Here is a 14,473-nt window from a genome sequence, read left to right as displayed (position 1 = left end):
TTATTTCTTGCGCCAGACCTGCGCGTCGATCAGGGCCTGGAGCTGGGCCGACAGGGCGTTGCGGTCTTCGCCCATGTCGGAATTATCGTCGAGCTTCGAGCGTTCGGCCTGGTGGCGTGCCTTGGTGGCCTCTCCCAGCCGGAAGGTGATGCCCTCATTGGCCAGCCCCTCGATCTCCTCCATCGCCTCCTCGATCTCGGAACGCACGGCCCGCGCCGCCGCCAGCTTGGCCAGCTCCTCGGCAAGGCACATTCGCGCCAGTTCGAGGTCGTCAGCCTTGCGCACCGGTGGCGCCGATTTCAGATGGGGCAGGTTCATCAGCTTTTCAAGCTCGGCCCCCGCACGCTGGCGCAAGGTTTCGGCAATCTCTTCAGGCGCGTCATGGGCGCAGAGCAGCATTTCGTGGCGCAGCCGGTCATGCGCGGGGTCTGCAAGCGGCACGCGCTCAAGCTGGCTTTCGAAGATGGCAATGAGCGCGGGATGGGCCACGCAAATGCCCAGCACCATCGCCTCGCGCAGGTGCTCGGCCACCTCGTCGCCCGGCGCCGCCGCCAAGAGCGAGGCGCGCGTCGCAGGCAAGGGTTCTGCCGGGGCGCGCCAGGCGCCCCGCCCGCCCGAGGGCCGCCAAGGCGCGCGTGCAGGCCCTGCCTCGCTACTCTTGCGGCCCGGCGTGAACAGCTCGGCGCGCAGCCGCTTGATCTCTTCGCCGTAATGGCCGCGGATCGAGAGGTCGGCGATGCGCCGCAATTCCTCGCGCAGGCGCTTGTCCAGCGCGGCGCGCCGCTCGGGGCTGTCAAAGTTCTTGCCCTCGGTCGCGCGCGCCCAGAGCAGCTTGACCATCGGCTCGGCACCATCGAGCACCTTCTGCATCGCCTCGCGGCCCTGCGCCTTGATCAGGTCGTCCGGGTCCAGCCCCGCCGGCATCATCGCGATCCGCAGCGCCTTGCCCGCCTCCAGCAGCGGCAGCGCCAGATCGACGACGCGCAGCGCCGCCTTCTGCCCCGCCGCATCGCCATCAAGCGCCACGATCGGCTCGTCATGGATGCGCCAGAGGAGCCGCAGCTGATCCTCGGTCACAGCGGTGCCCAGCGGCGCCACCGCGCCCCCGAACCCCGCCTCGACCAGCGCGATCACGTCCATGTAGCCCTCGGCCACGATCAGCTGCGCGCCCTTGCCCGCCGCCTCGCGCGCGGGACCGTGGTTATACAGCGTGCGCCCCTTGTCGAAGAGCTCGGTCTCGGGCGAGTTGATGTATTTCGCGGGGTCGCTCGGGTCCATCGCACGCCCGCCAAAGGCGATACAGCGCCCGCGCGGATCGCGGATCGGGAACATGATGCGATTGCGGAACGTGTCATAGGGCGCCTTGCCCTGCTGGCTCGCCCGCGCCAGCCCGGCAGCAAGGATCAGCTCCTCCGAGACGCCCTGCCCGCGCAGCGCCTCCCACAGACCCTGCCATCCGGCGGGCGCGAATCCAATCTCGAATCGGGCCTGCGCCTCGGGCGAAAGCCGCCGCCGCGCGAGGTAATCACGTGCCTCAGCCCCCGCCTGCGTCGCGAGTTGCAGGCGGAAGAACCGCACCGCCTGCTCCATCACCTCGGCCAATTCGCTGCGCCGGTCGGCGCGCTGCGCCTCGCGCGGGTCGCGCTCGGGCATCTTCATCCCGGCCTCTTGCGCGAGGATCTCCACCGCCTCCATGAAGCCGACATTCTCGGTCTCGCGCACGAAACTCAGCGCGTCGCCCTTCGCGTGGCAGCCGAAGCAGTAATAATAGCCCTTCTTGTCATCCACATGAAAAGACGCACTTTTCTCATGGTGGAACGGACATGGCGCCCACATGTCGCCCTTACCGATATTCGACTTGCGCATATCCCACGTGACCTTGCGCCCGACCACCGAGGCGATCGAGACACGGGTGCGCAATTCGTCGAGGAATCCGGGCGGCAAGCTCATGGCCCTATATTGGCCCCAGAGGGCGAAGAGTCGAGAGCCCCGATAGGCGCGCGCGACGCTTGCCGGACTGTGCAAAGGCGCGCAGCCGCTCTGCCCCTGCGCCTCTTTGCCGAAACCGCGCCAAGCCCTAGATTTGTCTGAACGCCGCCCCTCCGGGCCTGAACAGGAGACAGACCATGTCGATCCGCCCCGTCCTCGATACCCGCAAGGCCCGCCCGACGCTGGAAGGCGCGGGCGTGCACCTGCACCGCGCCTTCGGCTTTGCCGACCCTTCCGAATGCGACCCGTTCCTGCTGTTCGACGATTTCCGGGGCGAGAAGCCCTCGGATTACCTCGCGGGCTTTCCCTGGCATCCGCATCGCGGCATCGAGACCATCACCTATGTGCTCGCCGGCTCGGTCGAGCATGGCGACAGCCTCGGCAATTCGGGCAGCCTCGGCGCGGGGGATGTGCAATGGATGACGGCGGGCTCGGGCATCCTGCATCAGGAAATGCCGACCGGCAACGCCAAGGGCCAGATGCACGGATTTCAGCTCTGGGCCAACCTGCCCTCGGACCTCAAGATGACGGCGCCGCGCTATCAGGATGTGAAATCGGGCGAGATCCCCGAGGTGATCGACGATGATGGCACGCGGCTGCGCGTCGTCGTGGGCGAGTTCTGGGGCAAGCGCGGCCCGGTCGACGGCATCGCCGCCGATCCGCTCTATCTCGACATCTCGCTGCCGCCGGGGGTGAAGAAGCGCTTCCGCATCGACACCTACCGCTCGACCTTCGCCTATGTCTTCGAAGGTGCCGCCGCCTTTGCCGATGCCTCGCGCCCCGAGGGCGTTCTGCTGGAGAAAGAGGTGATGGGCCAGGAAGTTAATATCCGCGACCTCTCGGGCAACCGCACGCTGGTGCGCTTTGGCACCGGCGACGAGATCGTGGTGCAGGCGGGCGAGGAAGGCGCGCGGTTCCTGCTGATCGCGGGTGCACCGATCCAGGAGCCCGTCGCCTGGCACGGGCCGATCGTGATGAACACCAAGGAAGAGCTTCAAACCGCCTTCCGCGAGCTGCGCAACGGCACCTTCATCAAGCCGCAACATTAAGGGGGCTCTGCCCCCGGCCTGCGGCCTCCCCCGGGATATTTATCGGCAAAATGAAAGGGGGCCTGCCCTTTCATCGAGCACGAAATACTCCGGGGGGTGAGGCGCCTTGCGCCGAGGGGGGCAGCGCCCCCCTTTTCAGGCGCTAACCGCCTTGCGCACCATGTCCCAATAGATCGCCTCGACCGTCTCGCGCGAGAGGCGCCCGCCGGCCCGGAACCACGTATTTACCCCGGTCAACATCGCGATGATCGCCATCGTCGCGAGTTTGCTGTCGGGCAGGTCGAATACGCCCTCGGCCTGACCCGCCTTGAGGATGGCTTCAAGCTCGGTCTCGTAGGTCTTGCGCAGCCCCTCGATCACCGCGAAATTCTCGGGGCCGAGGTTGCGCAGCTCCATGTAGCTCAGGAACACCGCCTCGGCGCGTTCGAGGTTGTAGCGGATATGGAACCGCACGAAGGCCTCGAGGCGGGCCCGCGCGCCCTCGCCCTTGGGCTCTTCGGCCCAGGCCGCCAGAAGGCCGTCCATGTGGGTTTTCAGCAGGTCGAAAAGCAGCGCTTCCTTGTCGGGCGTGTAGAGATAGAGCGCGCCCGCCTGCACGCCCACCGCCGCCGCGATCTGGCGCATCGATACGGCGGCAAAGCCGTGACGGGCAAAAAGCCGTTGCGCCTCGGCGCGGATGCGCGGGCCGGTGATTTCGGAATGGGAACCTGTCTTGCGTGCCATGGCGCCACGCTAACTGAACGGCTGTTCACCCGCAAACCGAAACCGCGCTTGGCTCTGGTCACGGGCGGCGCGAGGGCTTAGTCTCGGCGCGAACCCGAAGGAGGCAAGATGCGCGCCCTGATCCCGATCCTTGCGCTTGGTGTAGTGGCCAGTTGCGGCGGCGACACCGAAGGCGATTACCCCGCGCTCTTGCCGCAGGCGCAGATTCTGGGCACCCCCGCCCCCGAGACCTCGGCCACGGGCGATCTGTCGGCGCGCGCTGCCGCCCTCAGGGCCCGCGCAGCCGGTTTGCGTGGCCCGGTGATCCCACCCGGCAGCCTTCCGGCCAGCGTCGAATAGCGCGCGTTGCAAGCCCGCCGCTTGCGGTGTAACAGGGCGCAGCAACAGATTTCGACGAGGTTCCCATGTCCGCCCCGACCGCTTCCGGCCCCGCGCTCCGTCTTGGCATCGCAGGCCTTGGCACTGTCGGCATCGGCGTCGTGAAAATCGTCCAGCGCCATGCCGAGATGCTCTCGGCGCGCACTGGCCGCCCGGTCGAAATCACCGCCGTTTCCGCGCGCGACCGCTCGAAGAACCGCGATGCCGATCTGTCGAATTACGCCTGGGAAACCGACCCCGTGGCGCTGGCCACGCGCGCGGATGTCGATGTCTTCGTCGAGCTGATGGGCGGGCATGAAGGCGCCGCGCGCGAGGCGACGATCGCCGCGCTGAAGGCGGGCAAGGATGTGGTCACCGCGAACAAGGCGCTTTTGGCGCATCACGGGCAGGAGCTGGCCGAGCTGGCCGAGAGCCTGGGCCGCACGATCCGTTTCGAAGCCGCCGTCGCCGGTGGCATCCCGGTCATCAAGACGCTGACCGAGGGGCTGGCGGGCAACCAGATGCGCCGCGTGATGGGCGTGATGAACGGCACCTGCAACTATATCCTGACCCGCATGGAAGACGCGGGCCTGCCCTATGACATCGTCTTCGAAGAGGCGAACCAGCTGGGCTACCTTGAGGCCGACCCGAACCTGGACGTGGGCGGGATCGACGCGGGGCACAAGCTCTCGATTCTGGCCGCGATCGCCTTTGGCACCAAGGTCGCCTTTGACGATGTGGTGCTGGAAGGTATCGGCAAGATCTCGATCGACGATATCCGTCGCGCGGGCGACATGGGCTACAAGATCAAGCTTCTGGGCGTGGCGCAGATGACGGGTCGCGGGCTCGAACAGCGGATGACGCCCTGCCTCGTGCCGGCCTCCTCGCCGCTCGGGCAGTTGACCGGCGGAACCAACATGGTCGTGCTCGAAGGCGACTCGGTCGGGCAGATCGTGCTGCGCGGCGCGGGCGCGGGCGAAGGCCCGACGGCCAGCGCGGTGATGGGCGATGTGACCGATATCGCGCGCGGGCTGCGCCTGCCGACCTTCGGCCAGCCGGCCGCTTCGCTGAAACAGGCACAATCGGCCGTGGCCGCAGCGCCCGCGCCCTATTACCTGCGCCTGCAGCTGCTGGACAAACCCGGCGCGCTGGCCAAGGTGGCGGCGGTTCTGGGCGACGCGGGCATCTCGATCAGCCGGATGCGCCAATACGGCCATGCCGACACCTCGGCGCCGGTGCTGATCGTCACCCACAAGACCATGCGCGACGCGATCGACACCGCGATCTCGAATTTCCCGCGCACCGGCGTCGTCGAGGGCGAACCGGTCGCGATCCGGATCGAGGAACTCTGAGCAGCGGGGCGAAAACCGCCGTTTTCGCCCGCGTTAGCGTTCCCAGACTTGCCCTTCGGGGCGCTTTGGGTCTTTGTGGCCCGCGACAAATCCAGACGCCTTCGGGCGTGTATCGTTCAGTTCCAGACAGGACAGTCCCATGACCTCTCCGACCGAATTCGCCGACCGCCTGCTCTCGCTCGGGCTTGCCCGCGTGTCCGAAGCGGCCGCCCATGCCTCCGCCACGCTGATCGGGCGCGGCGATGAAAAAGCCGCCGATCAGGCCGCGGTGAACGCCATGCGCGACCAGCTCAACCTGCTCGACATCGCGGGCACCGTGGTGATCGGCGAGGGCGAGCGCGACGAGGCGCCGATGCTCTATATCGGTGAAGAGGTCGGCACCGGCAACGGCCCGGCGGTGGATATCGCGCTCGACCCGCTCGAAGGCACCACGCTGACCGCGAAAGACATGCCGAACGCCCTGACCGTCATCGCGATGGCGCCGCGTGGCACGATGCTGCATGCGCCCGACACCTATATGGACAAGCTCGCCATCGGGCCGGGCTATGCGACCGATGTCGTCAGCCTCGAAATGACCCCGACCGAGCGCGTGCTGGCGCTGGCCAAGGCGCAGGGCGTGAAGCCGACCGACATCACCGTCTGCATCCTCGAGCGTCCGCGCCACGAAGAAATGATCCGCGAAGTCCGCGAAACCGGCGCCGCAATCCGGCTGATCACCGATGGCGACGTGGCCGGCGTGATCCATTGCGCCGAACCGCTGATCACCGGCATCGACATGTACATGGGCCAGGGCGGCGCGCCCGAGGGCGTGCTGGCGGCCTCCGCGCTGAAATGCATGGGCGGCCAGATGTGGGGCCAGCTCGTGTTCCGCAACGACGACGAGAAAGCCCGCGCCGCCAAGGCCGGCATCACCGACCTGAACAAGATCTACACCCGCGACGAAATGGTGCGCGCGGACGTGATCTTTGCCGCCACCGGCGTGACCAACGGCTCGATCGTGCGCGGCGTCAAGCGTGAGCCGAACTACATCGAGACCGAAACCATCCTGATGCGCTCGAAAACCGGCTCGGTGCGGCGCATGGTCTATCGCAACCCGATCAAGCGCTGATCCCGGCGACGCAAGGGGGGCGCTGCCCCCTCGGCCCTGCGCAGGGCTTCGGGCGTTCGGCGGGCGATCCGTCCACCGGGGGGCTCGTTTCCCCGCCTCACCCCCCGGAGTATATCTCGCTCGATGAAAGCATGGCCCTGCCTCTGGCGGGGCCTTCGGTTTTTTGGCAAGAGGAAGTCATGGAACAGGCATCGGCATTTCTGGGCGTTGAGGCATCGCTGAACGGGCGGCGTTGGGTCGGGCCGTCGCCCGAGGCCGAGCGGCTGACCGAGGCGATGGTGCAGGCGACCGCCCTGCCCCCGGCGCTGGCACGGGTGCTGGTCTCGCGCGGGGTCGCGCCCGAAGACGCGATGGGCTTTCTGGAACCCACCCTGCGCGAGCTTTTGCCCGACCCGCTGAAGCTGCGCGACATGGGCGTGGCGGCGACGCGGTTTCTGGCGGCAGTAAAGAACCGCGAAAAGATCGCGATCTTTGCCGATTACGACGTCGATGGCGGATCGTCGGCGGCGCTTTTGATCCATTGGCTGCGCGCGATGGGGCGCGAGGCGACGCTCTATATCCCCGACCGGATCGACGAGGGCTATGGCCCGAACGAGCCCGCGATGGCCGCCCTTGGCGCGGCCCATTCGCTGATCATCTGCGTCGATTGCGGCACGCTGAGCCATGGCCCCGTCGCCGCCGCGCGCCCGGCCGACGTGGTGATCCTCGACCATCACCTCGGCGGCGAGACCCTGCCCCCCGCGCTGGCCTGCGTAAACCCGAACCGGCAGGACGAAAGCGGCGATCTGGGGCATCTTTGCGCGGCCTCGGTGGTGTTCCTGATGCTGGTCGAGGCGAACCGCCAGCTACGCGCCGAGGGCGTGCAGGGGCCCGATTTGATGGCTCTGCTCGATCTCGTGGCGCTGGCCACGGTCGCGGATGTGGCGCCGCTGATCGGGGTCAATCGCGCGCTGGTGCGCCAGGGCCTCAAGGTGATGGCGCGGCGCGCGCGGCCGGGGCTGGTCGCGCTCTCGGATGTGGCGCGAATGGATCAGGCGCCCGCCGCCTATCATCTCGGCTTCATCCTCGGGCCGCGAGTGAATGCGGGCGGGCGGATCGGCGCGGCGGATCTGGGCGCGCGGCTTCTGGCGACCGACGATCCGAACGAGGCCGCGGCGCTGGCCGAGCGGCTCGATTTCCTCAACACCGAGCGGCGCGAGATCGAGAATCGCGTGCGCGACGCGGCGCTTGCGCAGGCCGAGGCGCGCGGGCTTGATGCGCCGCTGGTCTGGGCTGCGGGGCAAGGCTGGCATCCGGGCGTCGTGGGCATTGTCGCGGCGCGGCTGAAAGAGGCCACGAACCGCCCCGCCGTGGTGATCGGGCTGGAGGACGGGATCGGCAAGGGCTCGGCCCGCTCGGTACCGGGTGTGGACCTTGGCGCGGCGGTGCAACGCGTCGCGGCCGAGGGGCTCTTGCTCAAGGGCGGCGGGCACCGGATGGCGGCGGGCCTCACCGTGGAAGAGGCCAAGCTCGAAGCCGCGATGGCGCGCCTCTCCGAGCTTTTGGCAAAACAGGGCGCGGGCGCGGGCGGGCCGCGCGACCTGCGCCTCGACGGGATGCTGATGCCCGGCGCCGCGACGATTCCGCTGATCGAGGAACTCGACAAGGCCGGCCCCTTCGGTCAGGGCGCGCCCGCGCCGCGGTTCGCCTTTGCCGGCTGCGAGATTCGCGGCGCGCGGCGCATCGGCGAGTCGCACCTGCGGTTTGGCCTGAGCGACGGCCTCGGCGCGCAGCTTGAATGCGTGGCGTTCGGTGCCTTTGACGGCCCCTTGGGCGAGGTTCTCTCCAACCCCGGCGCGAACCGCTTTCACCTTGCCGGGCGACTGGAAATCAACACCTGGGGCGGGCGATCCAAGCCCCAACTGCGCCTTGAGGATGCCACCCGCGCCTGACCCGGCAGACGTATCGCGCGCCCCGCAAACGCGATGCGGAAAAAGCGAAAAAACCTCTTGCGCGGCAAATGCGGCTACCGTATGAACCGCCCACGCTGCAGCGATGGCCCGTTCGTCTATCGGTTAGGACGCCAGGTTTTCAACCTGGAAAGAGGGGTTCGATTCCCCTACGGGCTGCCACTCCTGCCGCGTGCCCGCGTGGCCCGTTCGTCTATCGGTTAGGACGCCAGGTTTTCAACCTGGAAAGAGGGGTTCGATTCCCCTACGGGCTGCCACTTTTCCCTGACATTCCCGAAATGATCGCCCCCTACAGGCGGATCTTGTACCGGCTGATCTTGTCGTTCAGCGTGCGCCGCGCCATGCCCAGAGCCTGCGCCGCGCGTTCGGTGTTCCCGCGCGCGCGTTCCAGCGCCGCGCGAATTTCGCGGGCCTCATAGGCGGCGACCTTGTCGGCCAGCGTGCCGGGCTCCGACACTGCCGCAGCGGGCGCATCGGGCAACTCCAACCCCAGCGCAAAGCGTTCGGCCAGCGCCTTCAGCTCGCGCACATTGCCCGGCCAGGGCCGGCGCATCAGCTGCTGACGCAGCCCATAGCCGATCTCGGGCAAGGCGCGACCATAGCGGCGCGCGGCCAACTCAGCGAAATGGCTGAACAAGAGCGGCACGTCATTGCCCAGCGCGCGCAGCGGGTCCAGCCCGATCTCGGCCCCGGCGAGCCGATAGAACAGATCGGCGCGGAAACTGCCGTCAAGCGTGAGCGGGCGCAAATCGGTTTTCGACAGCGCCACGATGCGCAGATCGAGCGGGCGCAGCGTGTTCTCACCCAGCCGTTCGACCGCGCGTTCCTGCAGCGCGCGCAAGAGCTTGGGCTGGGCCGCGGCGGGCATTGCCTCGACCTCGTCCAGAACCAGCGTGCCGCCCGAGGCGGCCTCCAGCTTGCCCGCTTTCTCGGGCGCGCCGGGAAAGGCGCCCGCGGCATGGCCGAACATCTCGGTCTCGAACAGAGCTTCGGGCAAGGCCGCGCAATTCACCGCGACAAAGGGGCCAGCGGCACGCGGGCTTGCGGCATGCAGGGCGCGCGCGACCAACTCCTTGCCGGTGCCAGTCTCGCCGGTCACGATCACGTCGATATCCAAGGGCCCCAGCGCCGCGATGCGGGCGCGCAAGGCCTCGATCGCGTGGGACTGACCCAGAATTTCGGCCCCGTCGCGCCGGTTGATTTCCGCCTGCAAGCGCCCGACTTCGCGCCGGGTCTCCCCCGCCCGCAAGGCGCGCTCGACCACCGCCAGAAAATGCGCCGCGTCATAGGGTTTCTCCAGGAAATCCTCGGCCCCCAGCCGCATCGCGCGCACCGCATGAGGCACGTCTCCATGGCCGGTAATCAGCACCACGGGCAGCTCGGGCCAGCGCTCTTTCAGCGCCGCGAGCAGCGCGAACCCATCCATGCCCGGCATCCGCAGGTCGCTGACCAGAAGATCGGGGCGCGCGCCACCCGCCAGCGCCTCCAGCGCGGCCTCGGCCGAGGCAAAGGCCGCACCGCGATAGCCGCCCGCGTCGATCAGATCCAGGAGCGCCGCGCGGTGATCGGCATCGTCATCGACCAGATGGATCAGGGCGCTCATGACGCGATCTCCTGCAGGGTTTCGCCCGCCACGCGCGGCAGGATCGCCGCCATCACCGTGCCTTCGCCCGGCCGCGAGGAAATGTCGAGCCGGCCGCCGAATTCAGACAGGATGGCCTGCGAAATCGCAAGGCCAAGGCCCAGCCCCTCGCTCTTGGTCTTGGTGGAAAAGAACGGCTCGACCACGCGCGGCAGGTCTTCGGCCGAGATGCCGGGGCCAGTGTCGCGCACCTCGATCCGTGCCTTGTTTCCGGCGACCCCGAGGCTCAGCGCGATCTCAGCGCCCTCCTGCCCCTCGACCGCATCAAGCGCATTCAGCAAGAGGTTTACCAGCACCTGTTCCAGCCGCACCCGCCCCGCGCGCACCATCAGCGGCCCGCCCGACTCCAGCACCGGCAAGATGCCCACCGCCCGCGCCCGCGGCTGCACCAGTTCCAGCGCGCTTTCGGCCACCGCACGGGCGTCGATTTCCTCAAGTGTGCCGCTCTCCTTGCGCGCGAAACTTTTCAGATGCTTGGTGGTGCGCTGCATCCGCCGGATCAGGTTGCGCGCGGTCTCGATCCGGGTCGCGGCCTTTTCGGGCGGCGCGCCGGCGTCGATCGAGATCCCCGCAGCGGCCAGCACCGCCTCCATCGCGGCCAGCGGCTGGCTGAGTTCGTGCACGATCGCCGCCGACATCCGGCCAAGCGCCGCCATCTTTTCCGAATGCACCAGCCCTTCTTGCGCGGCGCGCAGATCGGCCTCGGCATCGCGGCGGGCCTCGATTTCCTGCGCCAATTGCTGCGTGCGGATCGCGACCTGGCCTTCGAGCATCTCGGACTGGCGCAGCCGCAAGGTAACAAGCTGACGGCGCTGGCGCTGAATTTTCGCAAGGCCAAGCCCCAGCGCCGTGGCCAGCGCCGCCGCGCCGCCCCAGCCCAAAGCCGCCATCAGCGCCGGACGCATCGGCGCCGCACTGACCACTTGCCAGTCGGTTTCAAACGGCACCAACCCCGCGCGCAGCCGCCGCCCCGACCCGTCCCGCATCCAGCCCGCCGAGCCTTCCAGCAAGGGCGTGGCGCCCGCCAGATCGGCCTCAAGATAGGTGCGCTGCGCGGCCAGCCGCGACAGCGCCTCATCGGCCAGCGGCTTGAGCGGGCGATAAAGCCACTCGGTCACGCCCGACAGGAAGACGACGCCATCGGCATCCGCGACCGCCGTGGCCTGCCCCGCCGCCTCCCAGGCGCGTTGCAGCGGCACAAGGTCAACCTTGACCACCACGACGCCCACCACGCCCCCCGGCGCCTCGATCCGCGCCGAGAGGAAATACCCCGGCGTCTTCGTCGTCACGCCGATTGCATAAAACCCGCCCGCGCCGGTCTCGAGCGCCTGTTTGAAATAGGGCCGGAAGCTGTAATTCTGCCCGACAAAGCTTTCGTCGAGCTGCCAGTTCGAGGCCGCAAGCGTGAGCCCCTCGGCATCCATCAGGTAAAGATGGCTGGCCCCCGCCAGCTCGGTCACCCGTTCAAGATAGCGGTTCGCCGCCGCAATCGCGGCCGGGTCGAAGGGCAACTGGATCGCCGCACGGATCCGCGCGTCCTCGCCCGTCACCTTGGGCAGGTAGCGAAAGCGGTCGATCTCGGTTTCCAGCGAGCGCAGCGTCAGGATGAGGCTCTGGTAGAGGCGCTCGTCGATATCGGCCAGCGCCGCGCGCCAGGCCAGCGCGCCTGCGGCCAGCGCGACGCAGACCACCGCCGCCGCGACCCAAAGCGCCGCGCCGCGATCGCGCATGAGCCGAGCCCGTGCCGCCATGCCTCCCCCCTTAGCCGCCGACGGCTTCGTCGCCCCGGCATGGGCGCAAGACTAGCGGCTCTGCGGGGGCGGCGCCAAGGGTGATGCAGTCGCGCCCGCAAAGACGCCATCCCGAGGGGGTCTCGCCCGAGGCGGCAAGGACCAGTTCCGCGACCGGCGGCGCCGTGGGTTCCCAGACCCACCAGCCGTCTTCGAACCAGCCGTCGGGGCCGGGTTCCATCCCCGCGCCCGATCCCTTCACCGCCGCGCGGCGCAGGATCATCCGGCCGTCAGAGACCTGCCAGTCTTCGCGCCAGCTTTCTTTCTCGACGGAATGGGTCCATTCGAGGCTAAACCCGCCGCCCGATTCCAGCGCGATGATGACCACACCGGCGATGAGGCAGCTGCTCATGCAGCAGCCCCCGCCTGCCTGCGGCGCAGCCAGATCAGCACACCGAAAGCCAGCGCCAGCGCAAAGCCGATCTCGTCGGTGATCGCGAGCGCGGCCACCAGCGAAAACGCCGCCGCCATCGCCAGAGCCCGCTCCCAGATCGCGAGCGGACGACCCAGCCAGCCGATCACCGCCACGCCCCAGAGCCCCAGCGCCACCAGCGCTTTGAGCACCACATAGGCCACCGCCGGAATATAGCCGATCGCCTCGGCCAGAGGCCCGCCGTCTTGCAGCATCAGCGCGGGCGTATAGACCGCCATGAAGGGCACGACGAAGCCCGCAGCCGCAACCTTCACCGCCTCGAAGCTGATCCGCAGCCCGCTTTCCTTGGCAATGGGCGCGGCGGCAAAGCAGGCCAGTGCCACGGGCGGCGTCAGGTCCGCGAGAATGCCGAAGTAAAAGACGAACATGTGGCTGACGATCAGCGGCACCCCCAGCGCCAGCAGGGCAGGCCCGGCGATCGAGGAGGTGATGATGTAATTCGGGATGGTCGGGATCCCCATGCCCAGAACGATGCAGGTGATCATCGTCAGCACCAGCGACAGGAACAGGCTCTTTTCGCCCACGCCGACGATATATTGCCCGAAGGTATTGGCCGCACCCGTCAGCGTCATCACCCCGATGATCACACCGACCAGCGCGCAGGCGATGCCCACCGGCAGCGCGGTCTTGGCGCCTTCGGCAAGACTGTCGCGGCAGAGCGCCAGCGTTTCACGTCCGCCCTTGCTGAACAGGTTCACCGCAATCAGCGCCGCCAGCGCGATCAGCACGATATTCAGGCCGAACTTGAAGAAGGCCGCTGCGATCAGGCCGAGGAAGATCCAGAAAATCGTGCGGATCAGGCCCGAGGGCAGCCCCAGCGCGATCGAGCCGCCCATGATCAAGAGCCCGGTCAGCGCCAGCCCCACCGTGCCCGCGAACAGCGGCGTATAGCCCGAAAACAGCAGGTAGACGAGCACCGCCAGCGGCAAGATCAGGAACCAGCCCTCTTTCAGCGCGGCCTTGGCGGAGGGGAGTTCGTCGCGCGACAGCCCGCGCAGGTTGCGCTTGCCCGCCTCAAGATGAACCATCCAGAACACGCCGAGGAAATAGAGGATCGCCGGGATCAGCGCCGCCTTGACCACCTCGACATATTCGACGCCCAAGGTCTCGGCCATGACGAAGGCCACCGCCCCCATCACCGGCGGCATGATCTGCCCGCCCATCGAGGCCGTGGCCTCGACGCCACCGGCAAAGGCCGGGCGGTAGCCGAAGCTTTTCATCAGGGGAATGGTGAATTGCCCGGTGGTGACGACATTGGCCACGCCAGAGCCCGAGATCGTGCCCATCAGCCCCGAGGACAGCACCGACACCTTGGCCGCGCCCCCCATCTTGTGGCCGACAAGGCCAAGCGAGACATCGGTGAACAGCTTGATCATCCCGGCCTTTTCGAGGAAAGCGCCGAACAGGATGAACAAAAAGATATAGGTCGCCGAGACATAGGTCGGGATGCCATAGATGCCTTCGGTGCCGTAGGTCAGATGCTCGATCACCTGCGCCACGTCATAGCCGCGATGGTCAAGCGGCGCGGGCAGATGGTTGCCCCAAAGCGCATAGCTGAGGAACACGCCCGAGATGATCGGCAGCGCCGGGCCCATCAGCGCCCAGGCCGCGAAAAAGATCGTGCCAAGCGCCAGAACCCCGAACACGATGTCGCGCGGCAAGGGATCGCCCGCGCGCATCAGAAGATCGGTGTAGTCGATCCATTGATAGGCCGCGATCGCGACGCCGATGCCCGCCAGCCCATAGGCCAGCGCCTTGCCGCCCCGGCCCCAGCGCTTGGCAATCGCCAGCAGCGGCAGGCCCAGCGCCATCAGGAACCCCACATGGACCGCGCGCACCACCTGGCTCGGCAGGTCGATCAGATGCGCCGCCACCGAGATCTGGAACCCCGAAAAGGCCACCGCGAGCCAAAACAGCGCCCGCCCCTCGACACTGGCCGGAAAGCTCTCGGCCAGCGGGTCGTGCAGGCCCAGATCGGCCTCGGGCAATTCATGCGTTTCGCTTTTCATCCCGTTCTCCTCCCGGATGCGCGCAAAGAGACCGGCCCGGAGCGTACCGAGCCGGTCCAAGTCGGGCCCGAA

The 14,473-nt window shown here is 67.9% G+C and carries 11 protein-coding genes and 2 tRNA genes; 7 read left to right on the top strand and 6 right to left on the bottom strand.

The features are described 5' to 3' along the window. Positions 1–1,950, bottom strand: a complete 1,950-nt coding sequence (dnaG, locus tag CLN94_RS10260; protein ID WP_096433850.1) for a DNA primase — start codon at positions 1,948–1,950, stop codon at positions 1–3. 176 nt (positions 1,951–2,126) lie between these two features. On the opposite strand from dnaG, the gene CLN94_RS10255 reads away from it, so the two are divergent. Next, positions 2,127–3,038, top strand: coding sequence for a pirin family protein (locus CLN94_RS10255; RefSeq protein ID WP_096433849.1), 912 nt, complete (start codon positions 2,127–2,129; stop codon positions 3,036–3,038). A gap of 135 nt (positions 3,039–3,173) precedes the next feature. Here the strand turns inward: CLN94_RS10255 and CLN94_RS10250 are convergent, their stop codons facing one another. Continuing rightward, positions 3,174–3,761 carry a TetR/AcrR family transcriptional regulator gene (locus CLN94_RS10250; RefSeq protein WP_096433848.1) on the bottom strand — a complete coding sequence of 196 codons (588 nt, stop codon included), beginning with the start codon at positions 3,759–3,761 and terminating at the stop codon, positions 3,174–3,176. Positions 3,762–3,869: 108 nt separating this feature from the next. Between CLN94_RS10250 and CLN94_RS10245 the strand changes: the two genes are divergently transcribed. The 6 genes from CLN94_RS10245 to CLN94_RS10220 all read left to right on the top strand — a co-directional run bounded on the left by CLN94_RS10245 (position 3,870) and on the right by CLN94_RS10220 (position 8,784). After that, a complete protein-coding gene (locus tag CLN94_RS10245; RefSeq protein ID WP_096433847.1) occupies positions 3,870–4,100 on the top strand; it encodes a hypothetical protein in 231 nt (76 codons plus the stop codon). 65 nt (positions 4,101–4,165) lie between these two features. Then, positions 4,166–5,470 carry a homoserine dehydrogenase gene (locus CLN94_RS10240; protein WP_096433846.1) on the top strand — a complete coding sequence of 435 codons (1,305 nt, stop codon included), beginning with the start codon at positions 4,166–4,168 and terminating at the stop codon, positions 5,468–5,470. Between the two features lie 139 nt (positions 5,471–5,609). Continuing rightward, positions 5,610–6,578, top strand: coding sequence for a class II fructose-bisphosphatase (glpX, locus tag CLN94_RS10235; RefSeq protein WP_096433845.1), 969 nt, complete (start codon positions 5,610–5,612; stop codon positions 6,576–6,578). A 179-nt stretch (positions 6,579–6,757) separates the two neighbouring features. Further along, entirely contained in the window at positions 6,758–8,509 is a 1,752-nt protein-coding gene (gene recJ, locus CLN94_RS10230) for a single-stranded-DNA-specific exonuclease RecJ (RefSeq protein ID WP_096433929.1), read from the top strand. A 105-nt stretch (positions 8,510–8,614) separates the two neighbouring features. Then, positions 8,615–8,689 (top strand) — tRNA-Glu (locus CLN94_RS10225). Between the two features lie 20 nt (positions 8,690–8,709). After that, positions 8,710–8,784 (top strand) — tRNA-Glu (locus tag CLN94_RS10220). Between the two features lie 32 nt (positions 8,785–8,816). Here the strand turns inward: CLN94_RS10220 and CLN94_RS10215 are convergent. Genes CLN94_RS10215 through CLN94_RS10200 form a run of 4 tightly spaced genes read right to left on the bottom strand, consistent with a single transcriptional unit; the run spans position 8,817 to position 14,401 of the window. After that, on the bottom strand, positions 8,817–10,130 hold the full coding sequence (locus tag CLN94_RS10215; RefSeq protein WP_096433844.1) for a sigma-54-dependent transcriptional regulator: 1,314 nt from the start codon (positions 10,128–10,130) through the stop codon (positions 8,817–8,819). After that, the gene (locus CLN94_RS10210) at positions 10,127–11,920 is read right to left on the bottom strand and encodes an ATP-binding protein (RefSeq protein WP_096433843.1); all 1,794 of its coding nucleotides are present in this window, start codon (positions 11,918–11,920) and stop codon (positions 10,127–10,129) included. The genes CLN94_RS10215 and CLN94_RS10210 overlap by 4 nt, the downstream gene beginning before the upstream one ends. Before the next feature lie 10 nt (positions 11,921–11,930). Next, positions 11,931–12,311 carry a DUF1850 domain-containing protein gene (locus CLN94_RS10205; protein WP_096433841.1) on the bottom strand — a complete coding sequence of 127 codons (381 nt, stop codon included), beginning with the start codon at positions 12,309–12,311 and terminating at the stop codon, positions 11,931–11,933. Next, a complete protein-coding gene (locus tag CLN94_RS10200; protein ID WP_096433839.1) occupies positions 12,308–14,401 on the bottom strand; it encodes a TRAP transporter permease in 2,094 nt (697 codons plus the stop codon). The genes CLN94_RS10205 and CLN94_RS10200 overlap by 4 nt, the downstream gene beginning before the upstream one ends. Positions 14,402–14,473: the final 72 nt, after the last annotated feature.

Origin of the sequence: Pseudothioclava arenosa (genome assembly GCF_002358085.1) — a bacterium.
Classification (GTDB): Bacteria; Pseudomonadota; Alphaproteobacteria; order Rhodobacterales; family Rhodobacteraceae; genus Pseudothioclava; species Pseudothioclava arenosa.
This window is presented reverse-complemented; position numbering and strand designations above follow the sequence as displayed.